At 52.7% G+C, this 19,916-nt stretch carries 16 protein-coding genes and 1 pseudogene; 5 read left to right on the forward strand and 12 right to left on the reverse strand.

Annotated features, from left to right (window positions below; genetic code table 11):
* Window positions 1–335: 335 nt before the first annotated feature.
* The 7 genes from ABJI08_RS10820 to ABJI08_RS10850 all read right to left on the reverse strand — a co-directional run bounded on the left by ABJI08_RS10820 (window position 336) and on the right by ABJI08_RS10850 (window position 12,143).
* Window positions 336–1,361, reverse strand: coding sequence for a pentapeptide repeat-containing protein (locus ABJI08_RS10820; RefSeq protein WP_348401852.1), 1,026 nt, complete (start codon window positions 1,359–1,361; stop codon window positions 336–338).
* Between the two features lie 26 nt (window positions 1,362–1,387).
* On the reverse strand, window positions 1,388–5,305 hold the full coding sequence (locus ABJI08_RS10825; protein ID WP_348401853.1) for a response regulator: 3,918 nt from the start codon (window positions 5,303–5,305) through the stop codon (window positions 1,388–1,390).
* Between the two features lie 73 nt (window positions 5,306–5,378).
* A complete protein-coding gene (locus tag ABJI08_RS10830; RefSeq protein WP_348401854.1) occupies window positions 5,379–6,632 on the reverse strand; it encodes an ammonium transporter in 1,254 nt (417 codons plus the stop codon).
* A 43-nt stretch (window positions 6,633–6,675) separates the two neighbouring features.
* Window positions 6,676–7,041, reverse strand: a complete 366-nt coding sequence (locus ABJI08_RS10835; RefSeq protein ID WP_348401855.1) for a response regulator — start codon at window positions 7,039–7,041, stop codon at window positions 6,676–6,678.
* Entirely contained in the window at window positions 7,041–8,582 is a 1,542-nt protein-coding gene (locus ABJI08_RS10840) for a response regulator (RefSeq protein WP_348401856.1), read from the reverse strand. The genes ABJI08_RS10835 and ABJI08_RS10840 overlap by 1 nt, the downstream gene beginning before the upstream one ends.
* Window positions 8,582–10,318, reverse strand: coding sequence for a hypothetical protein (locus ABJI08_RS10845; RefSeq protein ID WP_348401857.1), 1,737 nt, complete (start codon window positions 10,316–10,318; stop codon window positions 8,582–8,584). Before ABJI08_RS10845 ends, ABJI08_RS10840 begins: the two co-directional genes overlap by 1 nt.
* Window positions 10,311–12,143, reverse strand: a complete 1,833-nt coding sequence (locus ABJI08_RS10850; protein WP_348401858.1) for a mechanosensitive ion channel family protein — start codon at window positions 12,141–12,143, stop codon at window positions 10,311–10,313. Before ABJI08_RS10850 ends, ABJI08_RS10845 begins: the two co-directional genes overlap by 8 nt.
* Before the next feature lie 295 nt (window positions 12,144–12,438).
* Between ABJI08_RS10850 and ABJI08_RS10855 the strand changes: the two genes are divergently transcribed.
* Complete coding sequence (locus ABJI08_RS10855) at window positions 12,439–12,660, forward strand: hypothetical protein (RefSeq protein WP_348401859.1); 222 nt, start codon at window positions 12,439–12,441, stop codon at window positions 12,658–12,660.
* Between the two features lie 361 nt (window positions 12,661–13,021).
* Window positions 13,022–14,644 (forward strand): FMN-binding glutamate synthase family protein, encoded by a 1,623-nt coding sequence (locus ABJI08_RS10860; RefSeq protein WP_348401860.1) that lies wholly within the window; start codon window positions 13,022–13,024, stop codon window positions 14,642–14,644.
* A 107-nt stretch (window positions 14,645–14,751) separates the two neighbouring features.
* Here the strand turns inward: ABJI08_RS10860 and ABJI08_RS10865 are convergent, their stop codons facing one another.
* Window positions 14,752–15,456 carry an IS6 family transposase gene (locus ABJI08_RS10865; protein ID WP_348401861.1) on the reverse strand — a complete coding sequence of 235 codons (705 nt, stop codon included), beginning with the start codon at window positions 15,454–15,456 and terminating at the stop codon, window positions 14,752–14,754.
* A 76-nt stretch (window positions 15,457–15,532) separates the two neighbouring features.
* Between ABJI08_RS10865 and ABJI08_RS10870 the strand changes: the two genes are divergently transcribed.
* The 3 genes from ABJI08_RS10870 to ABJI08_RS10880 all read left to right on the forward strand — a co-directional run bounded on the left by ABJI08_RS10870 (window position 15,533) and on the right by ABJI08_RS10880 (window position 16,987).
* On the forward strand, window positions 15,533–15,733 hold the full coding sequence (locus ABJI08_RS10870; RefSeq protein WP_348401862.1) for a hypothetical protein: 201 nt from the start codon (window positions 15,533–15,535) through the stop codon (window positions 15,731–15,733).
* Window positions 15,734–15,794: 61 nt separating this feature from the next.
* A complete protein-coding gene (locus tag ABJI08_RS10875) occupies window positions 15,795–16,574 on the forward strand; it encodes a hypothetical protein (RefSeq protein WP_348401863.1) in 780 nt (259 codons plus the stop codon).
* A 107-nt stretch (window positions 16,575–16,681) separates the two neighbouring features.
* Entirely contained in the window at window positions 16,682–16,987 is a 306-nt protein-coding gene (locus ABJI08_RS10880) for a hypothetical protein (RefSeq protein WP_348401864.1), read from the forward strand.
* On the opposite strand, the gene ABJI08_RS10885 is transcribed toward ABJI08_RS10880, so the two are convergent.
* From ABJI08_RS10885 to ABJI08_RS10900, 4 genes and pseudogenes are all read right to left on the reverse strand, one after another.
* Window positions 16,979–17,686, reverse strand: a complete 708-nt coding sequence (locus ABJI08_RS10885) for an IS6 family transposase (RefSeq protein ID WP_348401865.1) — start codon at window positions 17,684–17,686, stop codon at window positions 16,979–16,981. The two genes, ABJI08_RS10880 and ABJI08_RS10885, sit on opposite strands and share 9 nt — an antisense overlap.
* Window positions 17,683–18,288 carry an IS6 family transposase gene (locus ABJI08_RS10890; protein WP_348401866.1) on the reverse strand — a complete coding sequence of 202 codons (606 nt, stop codon included), beginning with the start codon at window positions 18,286–18,288 and terminating at the stop codon, window positions 17,683–17,685. The genes ABJI08_RS10885 and ABJI08_RS10890 overlap by 4 nt, the downstream gene beginning before the upstream one ends.
* A 72-nt stretch (window positions 18,289–18,360) precedes the next feature.
* Window positions 18,361–18,996, reverse strand: a complete 636-nt coding sequence (locus ABJI08_RS10895; RefSeq protein ID WP_348401867.1) for a hypothetical protein — start codon at window positions 18,994–18,996, stop codon at window positions 18,361–18,363.
* Window positions 18,997–19,828: 832 nt separating this feature from the next.
* Window positions 19,829–19,916, reverse strand: a pseudogene (locus ABJI08_RS10900) (IS6 family transposase); the annotation flags it as partial.

The raw sequence follows: 19,916 nt of genomic DNA on the forward strand, positions 1-19,916 counted from the left end.
GCGTCGAATGACACTCAAAAATCCCATGTCGATCACTCCAAATCTCCCTGAACAAAAACGTCAGGGCCATGTGTTCACATGGGTCAATTCTCAGTGACAATTTGGGGGGCTACCGGGTCAGTTCTCAATGACATTCAACAAAACATGCCCACACTTTGGACACCAGATGCGGACGGCGAGGTTCACTTCGAATACATGTTGCGAGCGCCAGGTAAGCGCGATGCATCCTCAGAAATCGAAATTCCAGAAAGAATTATACAGCAATGGACGAAAAGAAGGGACACTAGATCGCACTAAGATAGATACCAAAGTGCGCCACGCTTTCAAAAAAACCGTTAGCTTCTTCTGGCAATTGTATTCGCGATGATCGAGAGAAGAAGGCCAAGAGTAAAATATCCCAAGACAACTTCGCTAATGACGAGAATTTCCCCGTAAACGTTCTCCGCTGTTACGTCGCCGTACCCCAGCGTCGTGTATGTAACCAACGAAACGTAGAAAGGCGTAAACCAGCTCTGCGCAGAGTTGGAGTAATCCATCATCCCCCACCCTAGACGCATATCGAATAAGTAAATAACTCCGTAAAAGGTTGCGAGAATTAGGGCGTAAATGCCAACCTTTAGAAGACTTCGGCCATGATCAAAGAGCCCCCAGACCCTGAAAAGGACGGCCTCAAGTGACTTTGAAAAGCCCTTGGGCATCTCTGAAATCGAGGTTTCAAGTGTGTCTATATAATCTTGATCCTTTGCGTCGCGCACAAAAAGCGCATTTCCATAAACAGAATCCAACCCCCGAATGCCCTGGTAACACCCACTCATGTCTTTAAAGCCGCCATAGGCAATTCCCGTCACATTCGCCCCTTCCAATCGAGCGGTCCGGAGGGAGGCTCCGGCCACATTCGCGCGCTCCAGACAAGCGTCACGAAGGTCGGCCTTCGCCAAATTTGCATGGCGAAGGTCCGCACCGGTAAGGTCCACGCCAACAAGGTTAGCTTCTCGCAAATCCGCATACTTCAGGTCAGCCTCTGTCATGTCCGCCCCCTCGAGGTTTACCCCTGTCATCGTGGCTGAGGTGAGTTTCGCCTTGTACAGTCCGGCCAGCGACACATTTGCGCCCGAAAGATCGGCCTTGGCCATATTGGCGTGTTTCAAGTTCGTAGATGACAAGTCTGACTCGAAGAAATCGGCATCGGTGAGGTCATATCCGGACAGGTTTTGACCCGATAGGTCGGCGCCAGAAAGATCCGCACCAGCAAGAACAGACGATGTGTCAGAATTCTGCGACAAGAAACTCTCCCAGTCGACAGAACCGTTTCTGAGGGCGCATAACGCCGCTTCAATATCTAGATTAGGTTTGTTGGCCATTTATACTTCATCCAGATTTCCGGGTTTTATTTTTGAACCAGCGAGAGAATTTTTTCCAATACACCCTCCACATCATCGCCAGACTTTTGAACGACGTCGTGAACATTGCTTTGGAGACGTTGGCGATCTTCTGTGTTGAGCTCCATCGCCGTGACTATGACTATCGGGCTTTTGGCTGAGGGATGATCGCTTGATCTAAGCTGCTCAAGAAATTCAAAGCCGTCCATGACCGGCATCATGAGATCAAGCAGGATAACTTCGAACTTTTGGGTTTGCGTCTTCTCCAGCGCAATCTTTCCGTTCTCTGCCTCTTGGACATCCCAGTTTTCATTTTCGAGCGTGCGCACCATGGTTGCCCGTGCGGCGGGGTCGTCTTCAACCACCAGCGCCAACCTGGTTTCGTTAGAAGCAAATTTTTTGACCAGACCTGACAGTTTGGTTCGGTCAACGGGTTTTTGCAGCGATTCAACAGCGCCAAGAGAATAGCTCATTGCCTTGTTACCAACCATCGAAACCATTACGACCGGAATATCTTTCAGATTGACGTCTGCTTTCAACCGGCGCAGCACGGTCCATCCGTCCATTCCAGGCATCATAACGTCCAAGGTGATCAGTGCGGGTTTGTGGCTGGCCGCGAGTGTCAGACCCTCGACGCCGTTCTTGGCCAGAAGCACCGAACAGCCCTCAGCCTCCAAACGCCTTTTGAGAAGCTCCCGAGCCGAGGCCTCATCATCAATCACAAGAACTGTTTTCTGTTTGGATGGCTCGTCGGATGGCCCTGGCAAACCAAAATCGGCATCAGAGACGGATGCAGGACCGTCGAGAGCAGGCCCACTGACCCTTGCCTCTACTTCAAGACCGGCATGCAGCTTCTCAACGTTCTTCGGAAGCGTAACAATGAAACTAGACCCCTGCCCGACGGTGCTTTCAACTCTGATTTCGCCACCCATCATTTCGCTAAACCGTTTCACGAGAGCCAGGCCAAGCCCAGTGCCGCCGTAATCGCGTGTTGTGGACTCATCTGCTTGAGAGAACTCGGAGAAGATATGTTCAATCTTGTCCTCAGGAATACCAATGCCTGTATCCGCAACGGTGAACCGTACAGCAGGGATGCTATCGATAGCGTCGTTTTTTGCAGAAACAGTTATCACGCCTTCTTTCGTGAACTTTGCGGCATTGGAAATCAGATTGAAAAGAATTTGCCGGACCTTCGTTATATCGCCGCGAACCGTGTCCAAGTCCTGATCAATATCCAGCACGAGTTCGTTCGCGTTCTTTTCAACAAGGCTTAGTGCTGTATCTGCTACATCCTTGGCGACTTCCTTAATTGCGAAATCTTCCAAGAACAGATCCATTTTTCCTGCTTCAATCTTGGAGAGATCCAGGACGTCGTTGATCAAAGACAGAAGGTGTTTTCCCGCGGCAGTGATCTTGTTCAGGTCACTGAGCATTTCATCCAGACCGTCGTCTTCGGCGTCCTCAGCCAGCATCTCCGAGTAGCCAATGATCGCATTCATGGGGGTGCGCAGTTCGTGGCTCATGTTCGCAAGGAAGGCACTCTTCGCTTCATTCGCCCGCTCGGCCTGTTGGCGCGCTTCCTCGGCTTGCCGCTCAAGCTCCAGCCGTTCCGTTATGTCCTCAACAAGTCCAATGTAAAAAATTTCATTGCCCACCTGAACTTCTTCGACGCGGGCCTCCAGTTTGAATATTGTTCCATCTTTCCGCATGGCGTTGACGATACGGCTTTGTCCAACGACGTGTGAGGGCGCGCCATGTATTCGGCTTTCAAGATATAGATCATGCTCGAGAGCAATCTCTTTCTCCATCAAGATTTTTATGTTCTTACCTAGGACTTCGGAAGAATAGTAACCAAAAATACCCTCGGCAGCCGAGCTGAATGTCTCAATCGTCCCCTTATCGTTAATTGAAAGGATGCCGACCGGGCTCGCCTCGATAATTTTTGATATCCGCTGCTCACTGAACTCCAACTCAGCCTGAATCTCTCTCAGGTTTTCATTTTGTTCGAGGAGGGCGGCTTCGTTTTGCTTGATTTTCGTGATGTCGGTGGCCACCCCGACAAGCCCGCCTCCGCTGATTGGCGTTGTCCGTATCTCGATCGTTCGGCCAGCCAAGGTGCTGAGAACAACCGTTGACGAGTGACCTTCGGAAAGTGCTTCCAGCCGTGTACGTACCAGTTGCTCGGTGTCTCCAGTGCCGTATTCACCGTTTTCGGCGTGCCAGCGAATGACATCCTCTTCCGGTTGGCCCGGTTCTACGAACCTCGAAGGCATCCCAAACATTTCAGTGTAGCGTTGGTTGGCAAGGACATAGTTCATGTCGCTATCGAGCATGTAGATACCGTTCGACATTTTCGATAGCGCAAGCTCCAGCTGTGCCGAAGCATCATTGAGCTCGGCGGTGCGTGCCAAAACAGTCTCTTCCAAGGTCAGTTTCTGGCTTTCAACTTCCTTCAGTGACCGGACCATGGACACGCGCAACGCTTCGAAATTCTGGGCTAAGTCGCCAATCTCGTCACGCGTCTGGACTTCTACGGGTGTATTCAACTCACCCGAAGTGAGTTTTGCGGCACTGCCAGACAGCAATCGCAGCGGTCGGGTTAGCGAGATCGAGAAAAGATATGATGCATAAATTGCGATTGCCAAAACGATCGATGCGACCATGATCAGACGGTCAATAAGCTTGTCTGCATCTCTCAGGGCTTCGTCGCGATCAATTTCGCTCATGATGACCCAATCGAGGCCAGGCAAATCCAGTGGACGATAAGATGAAAGGACTTCGACGTCCCTGTAGTCGGGAAAGATCTCTGTTCCTGTTCGTCCTTCCAGAGCGGCCCGCGTCCCTGCGGTGTTCACCTCTTGCAGACCGATGGAGCTGTTGGTTCGTTCAATTTGGTCTATGATTGAAGGCGCAAGACCGACATCCGCAACCATTTCGAAATACCTTTCCCGATCCTCGATCAGGAACCTCGACTGATTGCGCAAGAGCATGTCGCTGCCCACAAGGTATGTTTCGCCACTTTGCCCCAGACCAACGTCGCTCCATGCCTCGTTTGATGTCATGATCGCATTGATCCCGCTAAGCGGAAGCTGTACCGCAAGAACACCAATTCTGGTTGATCCGTCATATACGGGCAAAGCCGCAAAGGCCGCAGGTGCGCTGAAAGAGGGAATATACGGCTCAAAGTCAGCAAAAATGACCTCACCCGGACTGGCGCTCATCGCCAAAGTGACTGCGCTTGCGAGGTTGGTATCGGAAAACGGCCCGTTGAAAAGGCTTGTTCCAAAATCGATCTCGCGTTCCACCGAATACACGATCCGGCCGTCTTGAGGCTCAACAAGAAACGCGTCGTAAAAACCGAAGCGCCTTCTGAACTCACTCATATATTGATCCACGGCCGAGAACGCCGATCCAAAGAAGCCATCAAATTGCACATCACTCAGCGCGCGTGGATTCGAAATGTAGCGATCCTGTAGAAAGACTGTCAGAGGGTCCTGTGGCACGAGCAGGTCAATGAAAGCTTCGTCTGCCTGCGACCCTACTGACGCCTCGTATCGGGGTAAGAACTCCTCAAAGTAATATTGGGTCAGTTGCTGTCGAGTGTCGAAAGCTTCGATGTCGCTGGGCGTTCGGATATCGACGAGGCCCCGCCTGAGCTGTTGAAGAAGGTCCTTCAAAGACCCGCTCTCGGACGCAAATGTCATCTCATCGCGAACTTGCGAGAAATAACTCTCAATTTGCTGAGCCTTCAGTTCACGCACGGCCGTCAATCTCTCAAACGCTTCGCGCCTGAGAGCTTCATTTGATGAGTAGCCAGACAAAATTGCGACTGTACTGACAGCGAACAAGGAAATTGCGATACTGATGGCCGCCAGCTTTGTCCCGATCTTCAATCCATGCGACTGCACACTCCTGAGTTTTGTCATGTTTTCATTCTCATTTCGCGGCAGCTTTCATGCGCTGGATCTGCATACGTATTTTCCGTGTAGGCTGGGAATTTCATTGGTGAAGCGCCTTCCCCGAACACTCAGCTGTGGAAAGCAATTCGCTTTCGTGCTGCGTGCCAAGCTCTGAAATGTTGAGTCCGGCAATTTCTTCTGCCGCGCTCACCCTAAAACGAAAGACCGAATTGCCTACGGAAAACACTAGAAAAGCCAGGCCGAAGGTCCAGACGGCGTACACGAGCACGCCAAGTCCCTGCACAGCAACCTGTTCAAATCGGCTAAGACCTGTCCCAAGAACGTCTAGGTCGCCGTATAGCCCGGTCGCCAAAGTACCCCAGATACCGGCTCCCAAGTGCACCGGTATCGCCCCGACCGCATCGTCAATCTCGAGGATCTCGAGGATTTGGCTCAAGAAGACGACAATCATTCCTCCGACGAGACCAATCAGGGCCGCCGAGCCAGTGGAGACAGCGAAACAATTTGCGGTGACCGCGACGAGCCCGCCCAGTGCACCATTGATGAATTGATCCACGTCGAGACGTTGGTTGACTGCGTAGCGCAGGCCGCCTGCTGAAATTGCCCCTATGCAACCACCCACCAGTGTATTGACAAGTATAAACGGTACGGTTTCGTCCAGTGCCAGCGTACTGCCGCCATTGAATCCAAGCCAGCCTATGAACAGAAGCAGTGCACCAAGTGTGGCCGTGGGCATATTCGAAGGCGTGAGGGGGCGGCTGCCGGGGCCACTATCGAAACGCCCCAAACGAGGGCCAATGATCAAAACTAGTGCGAGACCCGCCCAGCCCCCGACACTATGAACCACTGTCGATCCGGCAAAATCCACAAACCCCAACTGTTCAAGCCAACCCGATCCGTCGGCGCCCCAACGACCTGCCCAGCTCCAATGACCTGCGATAGGATAGAGGAACCCCGCAACAACCATGGCCACAAAGAGGTAGGCCCCAAACTTCACCCGCTCTGCAACAATTCCTGAAAGGATCGTTACCGATGTCACACAAAACATAACCTGATAGAGGAAAAATGCGGTGAGAGGTGAAACAGACTTGGAGAAGTTGAGGGCGAACAAATCCAGCCCGATCCAACCCCGATAGCTCAGACCGTACATCAGCCCGAAACCGAAGATCCAAAACACCAATGCGGCAACACAGAAGTCACAGAAGTTCTTGATGGCGACGTTGATGTTGTTCTTGGAACGCGTCATTCCCGTCTCTAGACAAAGAAAGCCAGCCTGCATCAAGAACATCAGGGCACTGGCGATGACGACCCAAAGAAGATCAATGTTTTCCATCACCGGGCGCTCCTCAAAGGGCCTGTATCAAGCCCATTTTCCATCACGTTTTTAGCCAACCTTCGATCTTTTCCAGAAGCCGCTTCAAATCAACCGGCTTGGTATCGTAGTCATCACATCCTGCATTGAGTGCCTTGTCCCGATCACCCGCCATCGCATGGGCCGTAAGGGCGATGATTGGGATTGAACTGGTCGCTTCACTAGCTTTGAGGACCTTTGCTGCATCCCAGCCGTCCATGACCGGGAGGCTCATATCAAGCAGTATGATATCCGGGCTCTCCTCGGACGCCATCTCGACACCGCGCTGGCCGTCCAGCGCCATGACGACGTCGTAACCCTTTTTCTTGAGCCGCCGGGACAACATGTCTCGGTTCATCTCGTTGTCTTCAACCAGCAGGATCTTTGCCATTATTTGTCGTGCTCCGTGTTTTCTAACCTTGCTTCTCTTTGATCGCTCAAGTCTGCATCTGATTTCACCGACCCCTCGCCTGAGAGTTGTGCTTCCACAAGTTTTCGCAAATGCAATTCGAGCATCGTATCGAGTTGGTCCTCTGTTTCAAACATGTGAAAGGCTCCAATGTAGGAGCCGTCATCGCCTATCAACCAACGATCGAGATATCGGTTCAGCTTGTCGATCTGGTCCAACCTATCGATGACGAGGTCTCGATCCTCAAGCGACAGTGTGGGGGCCCCCTGCTTCCGGTAAAGAAGCATGTTTGGAAGGCCGCTTCTCTTGAAACCGCTTAGTGCGTCTTCAAACTCGAAGGCGGTTCCCGATTCATAGCGGGTGCCGTCAGGTCTAAGTATAGTGTCGGGAAGCGGCGAACCGATACGTGACCAGAGTATTCCAACGTAGATCTCGGTCTCACTGGGGGGGTGGATCTGGGCTTGGAATGTTTCAGAGGCCAGCATTGGCTCTTCTTCCCAAAGGATCGGAATCAGATAGGCTCGACCAAAAAACTCTTCGTTAAGCCGACCAATGACTGATTTTGCCAACCTACGCTCGGGAATTACGTCTCCCGGCGATGAGATGAAAATTCGGAACTGTCTCGAAATGTTTTGCCGAAGTCTCACTTTTTCCAGACATGCGCTTATCCGCGCCTGGAGTAGGATCGGGTTGAATGGTTTGAAAATATAGTCTTCAGCCCCCTGCAAGATGCAGTCAACCATTGTCCCGATATCGTCTGATGCAGAGAGCATAATTACCGGGATGGTCCGCAATCGCGCAGAGACCTTCATTTCTTGCAGGGTTTCAAGGCCGGACAAACCGGGCATCATGTAGTCGAGCAAAACAAGGTCAAACCGATCCCGTTCAAGTGCGGCAAGCGCCTCTTCGCCACTTGCAACGGCTCTTGCAGAATAGCCCATGCGCTTGACCCGCCGCATGAGCAATTCCCGGTTGGAAGGATCGTCGTCGACGACCAACAACTCTCCACCTTGACCGATTTTGCTGGTGACAAGTGTCGGGCCTCGTGCGGCGAGGGCTTTGGTTTTTTGCCCTGTGGGTTCATTTCGGAACGGGCTCTTTTGCAGCAGCCTTTGGGGGATCGCGTCTATTAACTGTAGGGTCGTCCGACCAGCTTCTGTGATGCGCTGAAGGTCTGAAATCAGTTCGTCGTCGCCAAGTTCCGTCGCCTCTTCAAAAAGAATCTCTCCGTATCCAGTGATGTGGTTGAGTTGCACCCGGAAGCTGAACTCGGCATCCGAGACATTGATGTCATCGAACGAGGCCGTCGTCGCGCCAAAGAAGTCCTCGACCAAGGCCAACATCTTGTGACCCGCATTCTGGATTGCTTGCAGGTCTCCGGAAAAGGTCTTCAAAAGCTCAGGAGAAAGGTCTTCTTCGATCATCTCGGCGTATCCGATGATGTGGCCGACCGGAGTACGAATATCATGGCGCAACTTTGAAAGTTGCGCTTTGAAGTCGCTGTTATCCTGGCCTTTTTTCATCATCCGGCCGACGGAGGTTCATGTTCACGGTGGTAGCGATGCGTGCTCCACTGAACCACGTCCATGAGCGAGCGTTCCGCCAAATCAGAAATCACGTCTTGTGAATGGGCAGGATCTGAAATTGCCGCCAATCTTTTTTCAGCGAGCTCAAAGAGCTTTCCCTGGTTGGTATACTGCCAGAGCAGTTCGCGCGTCGCCATTTTGGTTTGGTAGATTTCCCAGACCGCCAGCCACAGCGGCAAAAGCCCCATCAGGAAGACAACGATGGTCTTGCCATCCAGATCCCCTACGTGAAATCCGTAAAGGGTCGTTTTGAAGAACAGCAATGACGCTGCGCCCAGAAATGCGGCCAGGAAAAGGAACTTTTTCACCTTTTCGAGCCGCTCGTGTTCATGGTGGAGCTGACGGCGCTTGCGCGAAAAATAGGCCGCTTGGTCCTTGACCCATCTTTCCGATGTGGCCGCCACACGCTCTTGTGCAGATACGCTGCTTTCATAAGTCAACGGTTCCGAGCAACGGATCGCGTCGCCGATCCAGCCAAAACCCTTGAAATGTTCGATGCTCGTAAGTCGCAACAGGCGCCGTGTCGAGACCGCCCCGCTGCTTCCAGAAAGCACCAGGAAAAAGCGAATGCGGAGCGCCTCGGCCAATGCCCGGAATACCAGGTGGCGACCGAACCAACCGCGTCTTGCACCGATTGCAAAAAGAACAAACCCGGCGCCGAATAAACCCACATATGCGACAAGGAAAATTTTCAGCGCTGCTATTTTTGCGTAGAGCAGAAACACCAGCCCCATAAGCGCCGCCATAAGCCCAAAAACCTTGAAAAGCCGGTCAGACTGGCGCTGGTTTGCCAGGGCAAGTTGGTCAGCGCGAACAAAATCCATGTCAATGGACGCAGCAATTTCGGAAATCTCAAGATCTGCCGGAACCGAGATTGGGTAGGCGGGCAAATGGGCACCAGTCTCAGAATTACATTCACGCGCGTAATCATTGAACCCGGTCCACCGTTCGAAAACGAAATCGGGGATATCGGGCAGTTGGCACATAAGACCTGCTGACCCGGCCTGAACCAGATAACGCGTTTGCACCTTGTTTTTAGCCACATCGCCCGCTCGCCTGGGTGTCTCAATCCAGATGGCCAGATCCGATCGATTTTCGGCCAGTTCGGCGTCAGCTATTGCCTCATAGGGTCGAGCTTTGGCAGATTGCGACCCTGTACTGGACAAGTAGCGAACGACGACATCAGAGGAGCCACCGGTAAGCCCTGTCACTTCTCCGTCCCATAAAGCAATGAGCACATTCGAACGTCGCACGAGGTAGTCCATGAGGCGAGCGTAGAGCTCGTCTCTGGGAGATTCGTCCAAGAAGTCTGCGTCGGTCTTACCGGCCGGTAACGGCAGTTCTTGTAAAACGACCCTATCGTCATCTGCAAGTCGCGCGAAATCCTCACGGGCCGCCCCCGTGAAGTCAGCCTCATAGAGATGCCGGGGCATCGGAAGGACAGCGCGCACGGGCATACCGATCTCCAACGCAATCTCCGTCGCGAGCATATCTGCGCCCTCGGCAAGTCCGGTTACGAGTTCGATAGAAAGCGCGTCAAACCGTGATTTCAAGGCCTCAAGTTCCTTGCGCAGCGAAGTGCGTACGTCGGCCACGGCATCGGGATGGATATCACGGTGTCCAGTCAGACCGATTGTAAAGACAAACCCTGAATTCGCTATGGCGTCACCCATTCTGATCCCCCTTCTCGGTTCTTGCCCATTTAGGACATTCAAGCACCAGTCTCGCTGAAATGCCCACAAGCGCCTCGCATTCCTTTGTTGTCGGGATTCCGTGAACCCCGGTCATCCCAACGGCAACCGCCTGAACGATTTGCGCGCCCCCCTTCACCTCAACGGCGCGGTCAAGCATGGCAAAAACCCGACCGTCCGCGTTCAAGACGTCTTCGTACAAGACAAACCTGTGAAACATCTCGAGGCCGTGATCGATGTTCATGTGCCTGAGTAGATCGGCCTCGGCCATAGCGCGCCGGAGAAACATTTCCTCGTCTTCGTCAACATCCCCCCGAGCAGCAGCAATGATCGCCGCACCCGCCATCGCCGCCGTGAGGATATCCTCATGGCGAACTTTGGAAGAAAGAAGGCTCATGACGTGGTGCAAAGCTGGGCGCTCCAGAATATTATCCACGCTCTGGCGCAATTCTTCCGAGATTTTCCGGCGATTTTCGGTATGCAGGGCTGCCATCAACTCTTGGCGCGCGATCTCTGCATTCTCTTCGCGCTGACGGGCACGTGCCTTGAAGGCTTCACGAAGGCTGACCTCCAGGTCTGGCTGGTCCGTCAGCAAACGCCGCATTCGCTCTTCCGGGAAATGAGCCACAACGGAATATTGCTCTGCCTGTGCGAGATATGTTCGAGGCTCTTTGACAAGGAAGCTCTGCACACCAAACACGACGCCCCGCGTACAGTTTTCAACCTTGACCTCGTGACCCGCGTCCTCTTGCAACGGCTTGTAGAGGGAAACATTTCCCTCCAGGACCAGGTAAAGCCCATCTGAAGCGTCATCCGGCTCATAAAAACATCCTGGCGGATTGAGCGACAGAACACTTGCAGAGGCAGCGAGTTCCGACAGGGTGTCTTTTGCGCAACCGCAGAATATGTCAGAGGCCATGAGCTGCTCGAGGACCTGATCAATCCCAAAGTCTGTCTTTTTTCGCTGGTCGAGTTCGCCCCATTCATCACCCGAGCCAAGCAAATGGCGATGGATCGCAATTCGAAGACGGTGTTTCCTCATGGCGCCCCAAATCGCCATGATGACTTCGTTTTGCGCATCCCACCAAGGGTCGTCGCCATCGAAGAAATAGCGCAGACGGATTTCGATCCCTTCCTTGCTGTACCCAAGCAAATTAAAGTCTGGCTTGGGGTCGCGGCGCACAAACCGTGAGCGTTCAAGTTCTTTGGCTATGGCGCGGATGACGAGTTCCGGAGGTGCGGAAAGCTCGACTGTGAAGTGAACGAAGTATTTGAATCGCCCTGTCGGTTCGCTGAAGTTCAGAATAGTTCGATCAGCGACACCGCTGTTTGGGAAGATGTAGAGCGAATCCGTATGCGGATTCCTTACAGCGATTGAACGCCAGTTGATCTCGAAGACCTGGCCGTAAATTCCATCAATCTCGACATAGTCACCGATGCGCAATGCCTGGGTGGCGTTCAAGGCGACACCAGAGAAAACCTCCTTGAGTGTCGACTGCGCTGCGAAACCGAGAATTAAGGCGGTTACGCCCGATGTCGCAAGCAGACCTCCAACCGGCTCATCGTATACAAAATGCATAACCAACAAAATGGTGGCCAAGTACATCGCAATCCCGACGCCTTCGGTCACTATAAGCGGGACCTTCCTCTTCCCGTGATCCGAGAGCAGACCATCCCAGAGAACTACACGAACCATGCTGTTCAAAATGAAAGCCACGCAAATAGCAGTTGCCGCAAGAACCGCTCTCTCTATCGGCTCAACAAGGTGCCCTGCTCCAAGAAACCCAAGCGCGGTTTCGATCAGCAAATAAAAAATCGATAGGAAGACTACGAGTTCTATTGATGCGCGAACACGATGAACTCTTCCCGAAACATAGACGGTCGCGACCCTCACCAAAAGGACGGTTGTGCCGACTAGAAGCCCGAACAAACCCAATGCGGGTATAACTTGTTGTAATAATTCTATTTTCAGCCCCCCCCCTGACCTCTTGTATGTTGTCCAAACGATGTCACATAATCGTGAGCAGTGTCAACTTCGTGACGCCAGACGAGTCGTGCGCTAAGGTCGTCTGGACGCAGCTTATTGAAAGGGAAGAACGGGGATGTTCAACTGGGATGACGAGGCTGAAGCAAAGGCAGGCTACACTGCAGCCGTCGAAGCCGTGCTGGGATTAGCCGCACAAAAAATGCCGATCACGGAGAAAGCCGTCGAGGAGTGGCTCGATGTGTCGTTGAGCGGCATCGACGAACACAAGCACATCCGTCGTCATGCGATGGCAGTCGCGATGCGGATGATCCGAGGGCCACTGCGACCGCCGACCTGACGCAGCGTGGGATATTCGATGCGGAATGTTCACGTGGTTGTTTCTTGAACAGCTACCGCTGTTTGCGATGCCAAACCTAGCTATGCACCCCTCGTTTCTGGCAGTATGAGGCCGAGGGCCACGATCCGAAGCCCTACAAGCGATCGCCCGAAAGTCCAATCGGAAAGTACGTTCACACATCCGAAACAATAACTTTTCAGCACGAAGTCTATGTCAGCAACCTGTTAGAGTTTCCTGTGAAGCAAAGAACTGAGGACGTAGACGTAAATCTGTTCAACCGCCAGTCTCGCAAAAACTCCCACAAGTAAGCGATGGCACAACGGCCTTCAGTCAATGAGAGTGTCAATTGAAAGTGACAATAATGAGCAAAATTAAATCTCTTGGCAGATATTATGTTTTCGCGGCTGCAGTAGCCCTCACGTTGGTTTTCTTAATTGGATCATTCTGGGTGCAGTGGTCCTTGGCGTTAGCTTGTGTCTTTGGCGCACTTTCAATCATGGGTATTTACGATTTAACACAAAGCTCACACTCAATTCTTAGAAACTACCCAATAATTGGGAATATGAGGTTCTTGTTTGAAGGCATTCGCCCCGAAATACGACAATATTTGATAGAAAGCGACCATGATGAAGAACCCTTTTCAAGAGAAAAACGATCTTTAGTTTATCAAAGATCGAAAGGTCACGAGGATAAGCGCCCCTTTGGTACGCGCCAAAGAGTGTACGATCCAGGATATGAGTGGACCACGCATTCTGTTGCTCCTACGGACATTCAAGACTCGAATTTTCGAATAGAGATTGGCGGCCCACATTGTCAACAGCCCTACAGTGCTTCAGTATACAATATATCTGCCATGAGCTTTGGCGCCTTGTCTCCAAACGCAATACTTGCACTAAATATCGGCGCTAAGGCGGGTGGTTTCTACCATGATACCGGAGAAGGGGGCATTAGTCGTTACCATCGTCAAGGTGGAGGAGATCTGGTCTATCAAGTCGGCTCCGGGTATTTTGGTTGTTGTACTGCGGAAGGGAAGTTTGACCCCGAAAAATTCGTCGCTCAAACAAACATTCCGGAAGTAAAAATGATTGAAGTCAAACTCAGCCAAGGTGCGAAGCCTGGGCATGGAGGGGTACTGCCAGCTGCCAAAATTACACCTGAAATTGCAGAGGCCCGGGGAATTCCAATGGGAAAAGACTGCAACTCACCCGCGAGACACAGTGCTTTTTCGACGCCCGTCGAACTGATGGATTTCATTGGGCAACTTCGTGGCTTGTCTGTTGGAAAACCAGTCGGTTTCAAGCTTTGCATAGGTCATCGTCGGGAGTTTATGTGCATTGTAAAGGCAATGTTGAGTACTGGCATTACACCAGACTTCATCGTGATTGATGGAAAAGAGGGAGGCACTGGAGCTGCGCCGCTCGAGCTTGCAAACCATGTGGGAATGCCACTTGTCGAAGGCCTCACGTTTGCCCACAACACGTTAAGAGGTGCCGGACTGCGCGATGAGGTAAAAATCGGTGCATCTGGCAAGCTCGTAACTGCTTTTGATATAGCGAAAGTCCTCGCACTAGGAGCTGATTGGGCAAACTCGGCTCGCGGGTTCATGTTTGCAATTGGGTGTATACAGGCGCAGGCGTGCCATACAAACCAGTGTCCGGTTGGTGTTGCAACGCAGGACAAGCTGCGGCAGCGCGCTCTTGCTGTGCCGGCCAAGTCTGAAAGGGTTGCCAAATTTCACGAGAACACTCTTAAGGCTCTGGCAGAAATTACCGCGGCCGCAGGCCTAGAGCATCCTGTTCAATTTCTACCCCATCACTTGTTAATGCGCGAGTCGGCTCGTGATATGGTAACTGGTCAACAAGTGTATCCATATTTGCCAAATGGCTTTCTAGTAGATGGGGTAGAAGATGGATTCGGCTACTTGGAAAGGTGGCATCTCGCGCGTGCCGAGTCTTTCCGGCCAGTAGCGTCAGACCATGTCTAATTTCCCAAATTGGCAATCTGTGGTGCAAACACCGAACGTCGACCCCACTACAATGGTGCTGCCAGACTAATTCGAACCAGTCTCTACAAGGACAGTGACACTGTCCATTAACTCGCGCCAAGACCGCGCCACTCAGCCAGAGCGGCGGCGCGGTTGAGCTTGAAATTTGGTCTCGTTGAAAGGCTGCGTTCCTGATTAAAGTGATTGTAGACGGAAGCGTGAACGGCGGCGAATTTCTGCAAACTTCGCATCCGTCTGAACCGAAGCATCGCCCGCTCTCGTCGTCGAAACGGCAGATGCGAGTTCTCGGCCCTGTTGTTCAACCAGCGACCAGTTTCCTGTCTGCCTGTAGCGCCAATCTCCTTCAAAGCAGCGCCATACGATGCCAACCCGTCCGTCACGATCACGTCAGGACTGCCGTGCTTACGCATTGCTTTCTTTAAGAATTTCAACGCAGCCTTCTTATCACGTGTCTTCGTGACGAAGCTTTCCAGGATTTCGCCTTCATGATCGACGGCCCGCCAGAGATAGTGCTGTTCCCCGTTGATCTTCACGAACATCTCGTCCAGGTGCCAGCGCCAGCGACTGGATTTCATACTTTCGATCCGGCGTTTACGGATCTCGGAAGCAAACATCGGCCCGAACCGATGCCACCAATATCTGACGGCTTCATGGCTGACATCAACGCCCCGTTCATGGAGCAAATCTTCCACATTACGAAGGGACAGAGGAAACCGGACGTACAACATCACGGCCAGGCGAATGATCTCCGGGCTCGTTTTGAAGTAGCGGAATGGGGAGCGTTTGGTCATCGGGCGAAGCTACGAAACCGCCCTGCCCAGCTCAAGCGGGTTTCTTCTGACAGAGCCAGCAGAAGAGCTTGGCATCATGACCGCGGAGCAAGTCGAAGAAGTGCTGACCAAGGCCGCTCTGGATGCGACTGGGCAGGCCAGTTTGACAGACGATCAGAAGATCGTTGGTTCCAAGGCTCAGTGTGACGAGTTCATGGATACACTTCGTGGTGCAAGCGAATCAGTGAAGGCATCGGCGGCATGGGCCAAATTGATCTTGTTTCATCAGGAGGCTTAACCGCACATACACTGTATGAACAACGAAAATAGCTATTGAACACAAACGGGAGAACACTCTGATGCGCAACATACTGAATGCAGCAATACTGGCACCATTCGGCGGCATCCTTGTTGCAAGCGCGGCATTGGCGGACTGGACCTACAGTGGGCCACCGTACCCGAATGCCACTATTCAGACAAATGACATGTCCTTGGAGTTGCAGTGCGACAGGATCAGGTTCGCTCCAGCCGGGTATGAGGATTCGCAGGATATTGTACAAAAAAACGGCGTTTCCTTTCGTTTTCTGGTAAACGGATCGCAAGAAGTCGCTGCTTTTCAGATGGGACGCGAAAACTCGTTCGTCCAGATTGTCGACAATTATCCTGTGGAGATCCAGTTCAGCGACGAGGCGGATTATGCGTTCGTCCTCGACCAGATTGCCGCAAACGCCACCCTGAACCTCTCGATGGTAGATCAAGACGTCAGCTACGGTATTTTTGATCTTAAAGGATCAGGGGCAGCTATCCAGTCGCTCCGGGCCGAATGTAGTGCATTGGACCAAACCTCCGCGCCGATGGAGGCACCAGAAGGTGTTGTCTATTGCGGCGGCGGTGGGATCAAACGCCAAATCGAGTTCGTGATCCTCGATGACGCGAGCGATGAATGGGACGCGCGCGTCACCGTGAACGGAGAAACCCAGCGGGCGATGACCTCCTACAGCTATTTCGGCAACTCTGAACCGGTGAAGGACTTCGTGGTTGCCTTATTGGCGGAGGATCGGGGTGAGTTTCTGATCTTCCGGAACCAGAGTGCAAACTGGCTTGAGTTCGGCGATTATCAGTACGATCAATGCAACTGATCAAAGCATCGAACGCTGCATCCAGCCTTGTTTGGATTGTCAGGATGCTTTCCTGCGCGTTGCTCACGACAGCTTTAACATTGCCGCAGTCTACCAGTGCTTCAGAGATGTCTGAGCTCCCGGCTCAGCTTCAAGAAAAGGTCAAGCAGGCGCAACAATCCTGCTCTGATTTTGAGAATGGTGAATTCGCATTGGAGTGGGGCGCTGTTGCACGTGTGGATCTGGACGGGGATCTGAGACCTGACTGGGTACTGAACGAGGCGTCGTTTGCCTGCTCGTCCGCCGTGTCCCTCTATTGCGGAACTGGCGGATGCATGTCGCATTTCCTTGTGGGTGACGTTCTTGCCTCTCGGTGCTGTCAGACCAATTCGAACCAGTCTCAGTTTACCGCCAAAGGCCGGAACCTATGCTGAACAAAGTTGACGCCACTCGGAGAGAGCGGCGCTTCGGTTGGTCTTGAAATTGGCACGTGAGTAAAGGTGACGTTCCTGGTTGAAATGGTTGTGGACGGAGGCGTGAACGGCGACGAATTTCTGCAACGTTCGCCTTCGTCGGAAGCGCAGCATAGCCCGTTCACGCCTTCGAAACGGCAAGTGTGAATTCTCGGCCCGATTGTTCAGCCAGCGACCTGTCTCCTGGCGATCTGCATTGCCGATGACCTTCATCGCGGCGCCGTAGGACCGCAACAGATCGGTTACGATGACATGTGGCGGGCCAAAGCGCTTCATGGTTTTTCTGAGAAATTTCAATGCCGCTTTACGGTTACGGCGCTTCGTCACATAGTTTTCAAGCACTTCGCCTTCGTGATCAACTGCACGCCAGAGGTAGTGCGTCTCACCATTGATCTTCACGAAGACTTCGTCCAAGTGCCATTGCCAATTTGAGTGGGCGTGCATCTGCTGGATCCGTTTCTTACGAATTTCGGCTGCGAACATCGGGCCGAACCTATTCCACCAAAACCGAACCGTCTCATGACTGATATCGATGCCCCGCTCGTGAAGCAGGTCTTCGACATTTCGAAGCGATAACGGGAAACGGACATACATCATCACGGCTAGGCGGATGATCTCGGGGCTCGTCTTGAAGTAACGAAAGGGGCTGCGTTTTGTCATCCCGCGACGCTAATTGCTCGCCCTGCCCGCCTCAACAAGTTTTCTTCTGACAGTGCCATCGCCCGCTCTCGTCGACGAAACGGCAGATGCGAGTTCTCGGCCCTGTTGTTCAACCAGCGACCAGTTTCCTGTCTGCCTGCAGCGCCAATCTCCTTCAAAGCAGCGCCATACGATGCCAACCCGTCCGTCACGATCACGTCAGGACTGCCGTGCTTACGCATTGCTTTCTTTAAGAATTTCAACGCAGCCTTCTTATCACGTGCCTTCGTGACGAAGCTTTCTAGGATTTCGCCTTCATGATCGACGGCCCGCCAGAGATAGTGCTGTTCCCCGTTGATCTTCACGAACATCTCGTCCAGATGCCAGCGCCACTTGCTCGATTTCATGCTAGTAATACGCCGTTTTCGGATCTCCGCGGCAAAGATCGGACCAAACCGATACCACCAGTATCTCACGGCCTCATGGCTGACATCAATGCCCCGTTCATGGAGCAAATCTTCCACATTACGAAGGGACAGAGGAAACCGGACGTACAACATCACGGCCAGGCGAATGATCTCCGGGCTCGTTTTGAAATATCGGAACGGGTCAGGTTTGGTCATGGCCAGACGCTAAGAAACCGCCCTGCCCGGCTCAAGCCGGTTTTGTCTGACAATACCGTCGATACAGCCAACTCAGAAGAGCTTGAGTGAGGCAGTGTAGAGGTTGAAGTCTGAGCCAGTGATGACGTTCCCGTTTCCAGACAACTCGTCAACACGCGCAGCGTGCTGCCGCATATTATCGCTCAGGATGTCCAAATTGTTTTGGAGAGTTACTCCGTCTGACACTTTGGGACCGAAGGCAAGTTGGTCACCCGCTACCATCGGCAGGCCACCAGCCTCGCGCATGTCGAAATTTGTACCACCCGAAGTGAAGGCAATCCTTTCGAACAGAGGTATCTCGCGCTGGACAATGTCGTCGTTGAATGCAGCGAGGTGCATATCAAGTGCCTCCCCGCCATTGATCTGGCCGAGGAACTCGCCCAAGCTGACGCCAGAGCGGTACTCGGGAACGCTGACCACGGTCGCGACTGTGCGATTGAAGTTCGGTTCCGCGGGAGCAGACAAAGAGGCAATCATATCTTCGCTAACGTAGCGCGCCTGAAGGAAGTCATTCATCGCGGTTAGAGACTGATTGAGAACTTCGTCGTTAAAAACAAGTGGGCCGGTGCGACCGTCTGCCGTCGCTTGGGCATGTACACCGGTCGCCAACACCGAAGTGGCAACAATGACCGACACCGCAGTGAAGGATGAAAGCTTGTTAGAAAACATTGGGTATCCCCCCCTTCAAGTTGATTTGTTCTGTCAATAATACTTTGGTCGTAATATTGTACCATGAATCCAGTTATCTGACCCCACGCAAACTTCCGAATTATTCCAACGACATGCCACTATCGGCGGCAAGTGGATGCGGAAAACCGAAGCGTTGAGTGGCCCGGCAGTTCACTCATGTTTGGAGGCAATACCAATGCCAAAACTACGATTAGTCTTGATGGGCATTTTGAAACGTTAAAAGAACCAGACATTCGTGCGAAGGGTGCTGTCAGACTAATGCGAACTGGCCTCTGAGCGGAGGAACGTGCATTCGAACCGTGGTTCCAAAAGGCGGATCGACCGAGAAAAGATAGCAACGCTTGCCGCAGAGGGCCTCGGACCAACTGCCATTGCTCAAAAGATGGGTGTTACCTTCGCCTTCATCTGATTTGGTAGAGCGGAGACAAACCAACGAACCGTCGACATTATTGCCGCCTCGGACGCGCGCCCCTTTTCTCGCGACGCGCGATGTTGACCGGTGGTCTCGGTCAAGCGCACGATAGAACCCCTTTCCTTTGGACCAATTCAGGAACTGGCTGAAACTGTCGACCTGATCGTCGTACCGACCGCGCGGGAATGATTGCAGTTCGCGTTTGAATCCGGGCAACCAGGACGACTCTGAAGGCAGATTGACCTTACCTTCCTCGACAGGGGCGCACGCGGATTGGAAACGGGTTTCCTTGTCCCTTTCGCAGATTTACATGCATCTGAGCCTCCCCCTCTGAAGTGGTCCGCCCGGTGGTGTCAGACTAATTCGAACCAGTCTCAGTTTACCGGTAAAAACAGCAACCTATGCCGAACAAAGTTGACGCCACTCGGAGAGAGCGGCGGCGCGGTTAAGCTTGAAATTGGCACGTGAGTAAAGGTGCCGTTCGTGG

This window comes from Shimia sp. (assembly GCF_039969785.1).
Classification (GTDB): domain Bacteria; phylum Pseudomonadota; class Alphaproteobacteria; order Rhodobacterales; family Rhodobacteraceae; genus Shimia.

Coding starts and splice junctions, on each gene's coding strand:
- ABJI08_RS10875 (WP_348401863.1), top strand. CDS start 15,795: ATGCGCAACATACTGAATGCAGCAATACTGGCACCATTCGGCGGCATC.
- ABJI08_RS10880 (WP_348401864.1), top strand. CDS start 16,682: ATGTCTGAGCTCCCGGCTCAGCTTCAAGAAAAGGTCAAGCAGGCGCAA.
- ABJI08_RS10820 (WP_348401852.1), bottom strand. CDS start 1,361: ATGGCCAACAAACCTAATCTAGATATTGAAGCGGCGTTATGCGCCCTC.
- ABJI08_RS10885 (WP_348401865.1), bottom strand. CDS start 17,686: ATGACAAAACGCAGCCCCTTTCGTTACTTCAAGACGAGCCCCGAGATC.
- ABJI08_RS10845 (WP_348401857.1), bottom strand. CDS start 10,318: ATGGGTGACGCCATAGCGAATTCAGGGTTTGTCTTTACAATCGGTCTG.
- ABJI08_RS10825 (WP_348401853.1), bottom strand. CDS start 5,305: ATGACAAAACTCAGGAGTGTGCAGTCGCATGGATTGAAGATCGGGACA.
- ABJI08_RS10835 (WP_348401855.1), bottom strand. CDS start 7,041: ATGGCAAAGATCCTGCTGGTTGAAGACAACGAGATGAACCGAGACATG.
- ABJI08_RS10865 (WP_348401861.1), bottom strand. CDS start 15,456: ATGACCAAACGCTCCCCATTCCGCTACTTCAAAACGAGCCCGGAGATC.
- ABJI08_RS10870 (WP_348401862.1), top strand. CDS start 15,533: ATGACCGCGGAGCAAGTCGAAGAAGTGCTGACCAAGGCCGCTCTGGAT.
- ABJI08_RS10860 (WP_348401860.1), top strand. CDS start 13,022: ATGAGCAAAATTAAATCTCTTGGCAGATATTATGTTTTCGCGGCTGCA.
- ABJI08_RS10840 (WP_348401856.1), bottom strand. CDS start 8,582: ATGAAAAAAGGCCAGGATAACAGCGACTTCAAAGCGCAACTTTCAAAG.
- ABJI08_RS10890 (WP_348401866.1), bottom strand. CDS start 18,288: ATGACCAAACCTGACCCGTTCCGATATTTCAAAACGAGCCCGGAGATC.
- ABJI08_RS10855 (WP_348401859.1), top strand. CDS start 12,439: ATGTTCAACTGGGATGACGAGGCTGAAGCAAAGGCAGGCTACACTGCA.
- ABJI08_RS10895 (WP_348401867.1), bottom strand. CDS start 18,996: ATGTTTTCTAACAAGCTTTCATCCTTCACTGCGGTGTCGGTCATTGTT.
- ABJI08_RS10830 (WP_348401854.1), bottom strand. CDS start 6,632: ATGGAAAACATTGATCTTCTTTGGGTCGTCATCGCCAGTGCCCTGATG.